Below are 10,054 nucleotides of genomic sequence, written 5' to 3'. Positions count from 1 at the left end.
ACCATAACCAGGCCCGCCGCCCTGGTTGGAGTTGTAAATAAACATAGCCTAAGCCTGCCTGCTGTTGTAGGGAGCCTTGCAGACAACATGCAAAATGACGGCATAACAGTTCACCAGGGTGTTTCGCCAAATGGCGATGGCATTGCCGATGTGTTTACCATTGATGGCATTACAGCTTATCCTGATAATAAATTAACCATTGTTGACCGGAGCGGCGCACCCGTATTTGAAGCATCGGGATATGATAATACGAGTAAGGTATTTAACGGGCGATCAAATAAAACGGGCGCTATGCAGCATGCGGGTACTTATTATTACTTGCTGGAGTACCGCAATAAAGGCCAGTTGAAACGTAAAACCGGCTATTTAATCATTAAATATTAACATGAGGATAACCGGCTTTTTAAGCATCGCATTTTTTTCGATAGGATTTAGTTTACAGCTCAAAGCCCAAAACGGCCAGTTTAGTTATACTCAATATGCCGAAAACCTGACGCCGCTTAATCCGGCCTACTCGTTGCTTGATAAGGCGGGCTCGGTAACATTGCTGGCACGCAAGCAATGGGTAGGCATAAACGGGGCGCCATCAACCTTAATTTTTAACGGTAATTTGCCCATAGAAAGCATAAACGGAGCAGCTGGCCTTAATGTAATGAACGACAATTTTGCCGTAGAGCACCAGTTTGAAATTAATGCCTATTTTGCCAAGGCTATTCAACTGGAAACAAACAGCTATTTGGGCGTATCGTTAAATGCCGGCCTGCGGAATTACAGGGCTAACTATTCTGAACTCGACTCAGGCGATCCGTCTTTCAAGGACGATGTACGCCAAACTAAGCCCAATTTGGGTTTCGGGGTTATTTATTATACAGACTGGTATTATGTTGGATTTTCGCTGCCGGAACTTACGTTAACCAGCCTTGGTACCGCTTCGGTACAAAACATCAATAACTTCAGGAATCATTACTATTTTTCGGCAGGGTGTATAACCAACCTGTCTGATGAATTTAGCTTTAAGCCGGCTGCTTTGGTATCCTATGCAAATGGAGTTCCGTTGGTAGGCGATATATCGGGCACGCTTTATATCAAAAACCAGCTTGGTATTGGCGTAAATTATCGTACCAACAATCAGGCTGCAGGTATCATATTGATAAACATAGAATCTGTCCGTTTAGGGTACAGTTATCAATTCGGAACATCTTCGGCAAACCTGGGTGGTTTTAACAATGCAACCCATGAAGTTTCTTTGAGTTTTCGTTTTGGCAAAGGCGCATCGGTTTCTAAACTATTATAAAACGAGTGTATTTTTTACATCACATCGCTCCTATTACAGCATATTTTTGGCAAATGAATTTTTGTTGTAAAAATTTGCATTTTCTTTTAAATTTTTGGTGTATTTATTAAGCATTAGTATCACTTTTTGTGTAAAATTTCCCGGTTCTTAACACCTTTTAGGGTATAACGGCCCTGTGCTCGGATTTTTAAAAATGTGGTATTCGGTCTCACCTGGGCCCGAACACCATCAAAATAATAACTTAAGTGTTCGCGTCTTCCAAACCGAACGGATACTTGCAAAAGCGAACACCTTATCACAATATCCGCATATAAAATTTCCACCCCGGCCATCCTCTTCATAGAAAATTCATACCCTTTATGAATTTTTGTCCCGTTGAATTGAAAGAGGACCATGTTTAAGATAAAAACCCTGCTATTTTTATTTATTGTATTTTTTTGCTGTAATACAATCCGGGCCAACGCCCAAACCGACACACTCAAAATTAACTTCCAGGATGCCGAAAAGCAGTTTTTGGAGAACAACCTGGGCCTTCTGGCGCAGAAGTATAATATTGAGGCTTCAAAAGCGCTGATACAGCAAGCCAAACTTTGGGATAACCCCGTACTAAGCACCGACCAAAACATCTGGGATGGCGGCAGTAAAAAGTTCTTTTATCATGGCAACAACAGCGGCCAGGTATTTGTGCAGCTAAGCCAGGTATTTGCCACCGCCGGCAAACGCGGCAAACAGGTAAAAGTTGCCGAAGACGATGCCAAAGTTCAGGAGGCGGCCTTTGCCGACCTCATGCGTAACCTGCGCTATAACCTGCAACTTGATTTCAGCCAGCTGGCTACGCTAAATGCCCAGGCAAAAGTTTATCAAAACGAGATAAGCTCGGCTCAAAACCTGGTGGCTGCTATCCAAAAATCATTTGATGCGGGCAATACTTCTATGAAGGATTTGATCAGGTTAAAAGCTTTGCTTTTTGGCCTGCAGAATGATATGGTGGAGAATAACCGCCAGGTTAACGATTTACAAACCGAGTTAAAAACCCTGCTGCAAACCAAAGAAACAGCTTTTGTGTACCCCGTGATAAGCGATAAACCTGTTGAAACGGCTACCCTCGATATCCCCAGCCTTATTGAGCAGGCCAAAACCAACAGGCCCGACTACCTGTCAAACCAATACCAGTTAAGCTCGGCCACACATAACCTGGCCTATCAAAAAGCTTTGGCCGTGCCAGACGTTACCATCGGCGCCGCTTATGACCAAAACAGCAGCTATGCCCGCAATTACTATGGTTTACAAATTGGGCTGCCCCTCCCCTTCTTTAACCGCAACCAGGGTAATATTAAATCGGCCAAATACAATATTCAAAGCCAGGAAGCAACGGTAAAGCAAAACGAGCTTCAACTTAAAAACGATGTAGTTGCTGCAGTAAATCAGTACAAATTAAACCAGCAATTGTTCTCGACCCAGCAACTGGAGTTTAATGAGCAGTACGATAACCTGTTTAACAGCATGCTCAAAAGCTTCCAGCAACGGCAAATCAGCCTGATTGAGTTTGTTGATTTTTTTGATACCTACAAGGATACCAAGCTTAAAATACTGCAACAGCAATATAATCTACAAAAAGCCATTGCCGACCTCAATTTCGCGACCGGTACTACTATAATTAAATCGTAAAACACCTTATAAAACATATATAATGATGAAAAGAGAAACGCTGTTATCCGGCATCTCCGCTTTACTATTGCTTGCCGCCTGCAAAGGCAAGCCGCAACCCGTAGCAGAAAGTAAGCAGGTTTGTGTAAGCGACTCGATGGAAAAAATTATAACCATCGACACTGCGAAAACCACTGCTATAAAAAATGAGCTTACCCTATCGGGCGAGGTCTCCAACGACGAAAACAACGTAGTAAAAGTATTTCCTTTTTCCAGCGGGCAAATATTAGACGTAAAGGTATCCCTTGGTGATAAAGTAAGCAAAGGCCAAACTTTGGCTATTATGCGCAGCGCCGATGTAGCAGGCAACTACACCGATTTAACAGCCACAAAATCAGATTTATCTATAGCAAAGCGACAGTTAGAACAAGCCGAATACTTGTATAAAAACGGTATTTCCAGCGAGCGTGATTACACTGAAGCCAAGGAAAACTACAATAAAGCCGAGGCTGCCAACCGAAAAATTCAACAGCAAATTGCCATCAATGGCGGTGGCAACACAAATCCGGGTGGTACGCTGGTTATCAAGGCGCCTGAAAGCGGGTATATCGTCGAAAAAAATGTTACCCAGGGCAGTTTTATACGCCAGGATAACAATGGCAGCATGTTTACCATATCAAACATGAAAGATGTATGGATTTGGGCCAACGTGTTTGAATCTGATATCAGTAAGGTTAAAACCGGCTACAACGCCAAGGTAACTACGCTGGCTTACCCAGGTAAAGTTTTCGAAGGTAAAATCGATGCCGTAAGCTCGGTACTCGACCCCGATAACAAGGTGATGAAGATAAAGGTAGTATTACCTAACACCGATATGCTGCTGAAGCCCGAAATGTTTACCAACGTAGTAATTACCAATAATGATGCTGCAACATCCGTATCAATTCCCGCCAAAGCGGTGATCTTCGACAGCAGCAAAAACTTTGTGGTGGTTTACAACAGCAAATGCGATTTAAAAGTACGCGAGGTAAGCGTTATCAAAACCGTTGATGACATCACCTACATCGCATCAGGCCTAAACGCCGGCGACAGAGTGATCTCGAAAAACGGCCTGCTTTTATATGATGCATTAGCGGGAGATTGATTTTTTAGTATCAAGTAGTAAGTATCAAGACCGAAGTTCGGGAACTAGATATCAAAATACGGACTACCTGATACTAACCATTTGATACCCAAAAATCTTGATACTTGATACTGAATACTTGATACTATCAAAATGAATAAATTCATTAAAAATATAATATACTTTTCGCTCAGGCACCGCTACTTTGTGTTTTTTATGACACTGGTTTTGGTTGTGCTTGGCGTTTGGAGCTACCTGAATACGCCCATCGAGACGTTTCCTGATGTAACTAATACCCAGATCATCATTATAGCCCAATGGCCTGGCCGAAGCGCCGAGGAAGTTGAAAAAATGATCACTATCCCGATGGAGACTGTTTTAAATTCGGTACAAAAAAAGGCTAACCTGCGTACTACTTCGGCCTTTGGCTTATCATACGTACGCATTATTTTTGACGATGATGTGGATGACGCTTTTGCCCGCCAACAGGTATTAAGCCGCCTGGGCAATGCCGACCTGCCCGACGGCGTGAAACCAGAAGTAGAACCGCCGTACGGCCCTACCGGCGAGATTTACCGTTATACGCTTAAAAGCCGTACAAAATCAATCCATGAACTTACCGCTATCCAGGATTGGATATTGGACCGTCAATTTAAATCTGTTCCTGGTGTTGCCGATGTAAACAGCTTTGGCGGCGAGGAAAAAACTTATGAAGTATCTGTTAACCCTGCCCTGTTGCAAAAATATGGGCTTACATCTCTCGACGTTTATACGGCTATAAACCGCAGTAATATTAACGTGGGTGGCGATGTGATCGAAAAAAACGACCAGGCCTATGTAGTGCGTGGTATCGGGGTTATCAATAATATAGATGAGATCCAGAATATTATCATCAAAAATGTAAATAACGTACCTATCCTGGCCAAAGATATTGCCGAGGTTAAAGAGGCTGGTCTGCCGCGATTGGGGCAAGTAAGCCGCGACAAGCAAAAAGATGTGCTGGAAGGTATTATTGTAATGCGTAAAGGCGAAAATCCGGCGGAGGTTTTAGATCGTATCCGTGAAAAGGTGAAAGATTTAAACGATAACATCCTGCCAAAGGATGTGAAGATCGACACCTTTTACGACCGTACAAACCTGATGGATTTTTGTACCGAAACCGTTATACATAACCTGTGCGAGGGTATTATCCTGGTAACAGTTATCGTATTCCTGTTTATGGCCGACTGGCGCACTACCCTAACGGTAGCCGTTATCATCCCATTGTCGCTGTTATTTGCCTTCGTGTGTATGCGGATAAAGGGAATGAGCGCCAACCTGCTATCGATGGGTGCCGTAGATTTTGGGATTATTATAGATGGCGCAGTTGTAATGGTTGAAGGGATTTTTGTTGCGTTGGATCATAAAGCCAAAGAAGTAGGCATGCAGAAGTTTAACGGGCTTGCCAAACTTGGTTTGTTCAAAAATGTGGGCGCCGAAATGGGCAAAGCAATTTTCTTCTCCAAGCTCATCATCATCACCTGTTTGATCCCCATATTCGCATTTCAGAAAGTTGAGGGTAAAATGTTCTCGCCATTAGCCTATACCTTAGGCTTTGCCCTGCTTGGCGCGTTGATCTTTACGTTAACCCTGGTGCCTGCCCTATCCAGCATCCTGCTGCAAAAAAATGTTAAAGAAAAGCACAATCCGGTTGTTATATTTTTTGAAAATGGCATCCGCCGGATGTTCAGCTTCACTTATAAAAATCAAAAATTAAGTTTGCTGGTAGCAATAGCTTTTATGGCCCTGACTTTTTTCTCTGCCAAGTTCTTGGGTTCGGAATTTTTGCCCGATCTGAACGAGGGCGCCCTGTGGGTTGAAGCGGAATTGCCCATGAGTGTATCATTAAATGAAGCTGAAAGCATCAACCAAAAAATGATGCAGATACTGGAAAAGTTTCCCGAAGTAAAACAAACCCTGGCGCAGGTTGGCCGCACCAATGACGGTACCGACCCTAAGGGTTTCTTCAACGTGCAAATCCAAGTCGACCTTAAAAATAAAAAGGAATGGCGCAAAGGTATATCCGAAGATGAGCTGATAAGCATGATGGATAAACAGTTAACCAAAATACCAGGTGCTGTATTTAATTACTCTCAGCCAATTCGGGACAACGTTGACGAAGCCGTGGCCGGGGTTAACGCATCATTGGCTGTAAAAATATTCGGGCCTGATTTTGAGACCCTTGATCACAAGGCCGATAGCGTATTGGGTGTTTTAAAAACAGTTCAGGGTATTGAAGACCTTGGTGTTTTGCGCAATTTAGGTCAGCCCGAATTCAGGATCGAACTGGATCAGCGAAAAATGGCATTATACGGTGTATCAACAGCCGATGCCAACTCGGTAATTGAAATGGCCATAGGTGGCAAAGCCGCAACTGAGCTATATGAGGGCGAACGCCGGTTTGATATCAGGATAAGATATCAGCAACAATTCCGGGATACGCAGGATAAGATCGAAAACCTGATGATCCCTACACTTAACGGATCAAAAATAGCGATAAAGGAGATTGCTACCATCAAATCAACAACCGGCCCGGCATTTATTTACCGGGATAATAATAGCCGCTATATCGCTGTAAAATTCTCTATAAGAGGTAGGGATCTGGGTAGTACTATTGCCGAAGCTCAACAAAAAGTTAACTCAAAAGTAAAGTTGGATCATGGCTATTCATATGCATGGGCGGGCGAGTTTGAAAATCAGCAACGCGCTTCAAAAACCCTGGCGCACGTAGTGCCAATTTGCCTGCTGGTAATATTCCTCATCTTGTTCATCACTTTTGGCAACGCTAAAGACGCCACCCTTGTAATTATGAATGTACCATTCGCGTTAATAGGTGGAATATTGGCCTTACACATAACAGGCACAAACTTTAGCATCTCTGCGGGCATTGGTTTTATCGCCCTGTTTGGTGTCTGCATCCAAAACGGCGTAATCCTGGTATCCGTGTTTAAAAAGAACCTGGAAGAACATATGGCACTTGATAAAGCCATTTTAGAGGGCGTTATCAGCCGCGTAAGACCGGTTGTAATGACGGCGCTAATGGCGGCCATCGGTTTAATGCCGGCGGCTGTATCAACAGGTATAGGTTCAGAAACACAGAAACCTTTGGCCATTGTAGTTATCGGTGGGCTGGTAACTTCAACCATATTAACGTTATTGATATTGCCAATCATATATGCTATCGTCCACCGGCTCATCCACCGCCGCGAAAACCGTAAGCTGTTGAAAAAAATAGGCGTTGTACGCAACGCATAATATCCCCGCTAAACTGAACGCCCGGCTAAAATGAACCGGGCGTTTTTTCGTTTATATGCTTTTAAGTTTTAATTTGCGTTATTATACCACACGTTAAACATATGCCATCGTCGCGCACCTATATAAGCAGCTTTTTTTATGCTGTACTCCTTTTGTCATTCCAGGTTTCATCGGCACAAAAAATAAAATTTAAAGATTACGCCCAACTGGTTAACCCCTTTATTGGTACCGGGGGGCATGGGCATACTTACCCCGGCGCGGTTATGCCCTTCGGTATGGTACAGCTTAGCCCCGATACACGTTTGGAAGGCTGGGATGGTTGTTCGGGCTATCATTATACTGATACTGTAGTCTATGGCTTTTCGCACACTCATTTAAGCGGCACCGGTATCCCGGATTATTGCGATGTGCTGTTTATGCCCACAACCGGCGAGCCGCAGTTTAAAAACACCGGATACCGTTCTGGCTTTAAAAAGAAAAACGAGGTGGCTACACCTGGTTACTACAAAACCCTGCTGGATAAATATAACATTGGTGTCGAATTAACGGCCACCACCCGTGTAGGCGTACACCGTTATAACTATCCTGATGCCGAAAAAGCCAACATCATCATAGACCTGCAACACCGCGACGAAGTGTTAGATTCATGGATTGAAGCGGTTAATGATCACGAGATCCGCGGTTGGCGTAAATCAAAATCATGGGCTAATAATCAGCAGGTTTACTTTTATGCTAAATTCTCAAAACCATTTAAAACTTACGGCATAGCACTTAATGACCAGGTACAGGAAGGAAAAAACAAACTGGAAGGAAAAAACATAAAAATGTACCTGCAGTTCAACAATCCCGGCGAGGTGATTTCTAAAGTTGGCATTTCGGCGGTAAGTGCCGAAGGTGCCCTGAAAAACCTGGATGCAGAAGTGCCCGATTTCGATTTTAAGAAGGTCCAGAAAGCTGCTAAAGCAACCTGGAATACCGAATTGAATAAAATACAGGTTGAAGGTGGCGGCCCCTCATCGTCGCAGCAATCGGCATTGAGTGATGCAGGGACGGTTAACAGCCCTTACGGCCCTGCTCCTGCTGGCAAAAAGATAAAGCCCATTGACTATGCCGGGATAAAACAAACTATATTTTACACTGCCCTGTACCACAGCATGCTGGCCCCCAATGTTTATAGTGATGTTGACGGGCAATACCGCGGCATGGATCAACAGGTGCACTCCGCGCAGGGCTTTAATTACTATACCGTTTTTTCGCTGTGGGACACTTACCGGGCCGAAAATCCTTTATTGACACTGATAGACAGGAAGCGCACACTTGATTTTATTAAATCGTTTTTGGCGATGTATGATCAGGGAGGGTTATTGCCGATATGGCCACTGGCCAGCACCGAAACCTATTGCATGATTGGCAACCACTCCATCCCCGTTATTGTAGATGCCTATGCCAAGGGCATCCGTGATTTTGATGCAGCCAAAGCATTTACGGCGATGAAAGCAGCTGTAAACCGCAACCAGTTTGGGCTGGACATTTATCGTAAAAACGGCGCGGTATTATCTGGCCAGGAAGATGCATCGGTATCCAAAACCTTAGAGTACGCCTATGACGATTGGTGTATAGCCCAGATGGCCAAAATGTTGGACAAGCCCAGGGACTACGCCGAATACATTCAGCGTGCCCAGTATTGGAAAAACGTTTATAATAACCAGGATGGCTTTATGCAGGCCCGCAGCAATGGTGGCTGGTTTAGCCCCTTCGACCCTACCGAGATTAACGGTAATTACACTGAAGGCAATGCCTGGCAATACTCATTCATGGTGCCCCAGGATGTAGAAACCCTAATGGCAAAGATGGGCGGCAAGGAAGCTTTTGAAGCCAAACTGGATGAGTTATTCACAACCGAATCAAAGCTTAAGGGCAACGATATCCCGGACGTGGCCGGCCTGATAGGGCAATATGCGCATGGTAACGAACCAAGCCACCACATGGCTTACCTGTATAATTTTACGGCGTCGCCAGAGAAAACACAATATTATGTAGATAAGATATTGCGCGAGGAATACAGCAACAAGCCCGATGGGCTGGCCGGCAACGAAGATTGCGGGCAAATGTCGGCCTGGTATGTAATGAGTTCGCTGGGTATTTATAATATTGCGCCGGGGCAGCAGGCTTTCCAGGTTGGTGTGCCGCAGTTTGATAAAGCTGTAGTTAATTTAGAAAACGGCAAACAGTTCGCCATAATCAATTCCGGGGCAAGCATAGGCAAAGGCAATATTTATTTACAGGGTATGAGCCTGGCAAAGAAAACGTATAACAAACTGTACCTTAATTTCGACGATATTGCCAACGGCGGCGAGTTTGAAGTATTTGCCGGCAAACTGGCCAATAAACTGTTTGTACAGGATTTGGAACGCCCGGTTTCAAAAATCACCGACAGTTTAATTGTAGCCAACCCTTATATCATAGCGCCCTCAAAATCATTCAAAAGCCCCATCAGCATACAAATAAAAAGTGTTGACCCTGATGCCAAAATCTATTATACTTTAGATGGAACTACCCCTACCACAGCTTCAATGCTGTACAATCAACCAATTGCCATTTCGGCCAATGCAACGGTTAAAGCAATAGCGGTAATTAATGGTAAAAGCAGTTTTGTTGACGAGGCCAGCTTCATCAAACTATGAAGCGATATTAAA

Annotated in this window: 6 protein-coding genes; all 6 read left to right on the top strand. The window is 44.0% G+C overall.

The window, feature by feature from the left end:
* The coding region (locus AC1DXF_RS01675) for a gliding motility-associated C-terminal domain-containing protein (protein ID WP_477445451.1) at nt 1-384 on the top strand (384 nt) is incomplete at its 5' end.
* 1 nt (nt 385) lies between these two features.
* On the top strand, nt 386-1,294 hold the full coding sequence (locus AC1DXF_RS01670) for a PorP/SprF family type IX secretion system membrane protein (RefSeq protein ID WP_477445448.1): 909 nt from the start codon (nt 386-388) through the stop codon (nt 1,292-1,294).
* A 393-nt stretch (nt 1,295-1,687) separates the two neighbouring features.
* Entirely contained in the window at nt 1,688-2,962 is a 1,275-nt protein-coding gene (locus tag AC1DXF_RS01665) for a TolC family protein (RefSeq protein ID WP_477445446.1), read from the top strand.
* A gap of 22 nt (nt 2,963-2,984) precedes the next feature.
* Nucleotides 2,985-4,085, top strand: coding sequence for an efflux RND transporter periplasmic adaptor subunit (locus AC1DXF_RS01660; protein ID WP_477445444.1), 1,101 nt, complete (start codon nt 2,985-2,987; stop codon nt 4,083-4,085).
* 132 nt (nt 4,086-4,217) lie between these two features.
* Nucleotides 4,218-7,358: an efflux RND transporter permease subunit gene (locus tag AC1DXF_RS01655; protein WP_477445442.1), complete on the top strand. Its 3,141-nt coding sequence runs from the start codon at nt 4,218-4,220 to the stop codon at nt 7,356-7,358.
* 101 nt (nt 7,359-7,459) lie between these two features.
* The gene (locus AC1DXF_RS01650) at nt 7,460-10,042 is read left to right on the top strand and encodes a GH92 family glycosyl hydrolase (RefSeq protein WP_477445440.1); all 2,583 of its coding nucleotides are present in this window, start codon (nt 7,460-7,462) and stop codon (nt 10,040-10,042) included.
* Nucleotides 10,043-10,054 lie beyond the last annotated feature (12 nt).

Source organism: Mucilaginibacter sp. P2_A5, from assembly GCF_056404995.1.
The sequence above is the reverse complement of the archived record's forward strand: the minus strand, read 5'-3'. Positions and strand labels throughout refer to the sequence as shown.

Excerpts from the sequence above, each read along its gene's own strand:
- AC1DXF_RS01660 (WP_477445444.1), top strand. The coding sequence starts at position 2,985 with ATGATGAAAAGAGAAACGCTGTTATCCGGCATCTCCGCTTTACTATTG.
- AC1DXF_RS01655 (WP_477445442.1), top strand. The coding sequence starts at position 4,218 with ATGAATAAATTCATTAAAAATATAATATACTTTTCGCTCAGGCACCGC.
- AC1DXF_RS01665 (WP_477445446.1), top strand. The coding sequence starts at position 1,688 with ATGTTTAAGATAAAAACCCTGCTATTTTTATTTATTGTATTTTTTTGC.
- AC1DXF_RS01670 (WP_477445448.1), top strand. The coding sequence starts at position 386 with ATGAGGATAACCGGCTTTTTAAGCATCGCATTTTTTTCGATAGGATTT.
- AC1DXF_RS01650 (WP_477445440.1), top strand. The coding sequence starts at position 7,460 with ATGCCATCGTCGCGCACCTATATAAGCAGCTTTTTTTATGCTGTACTC.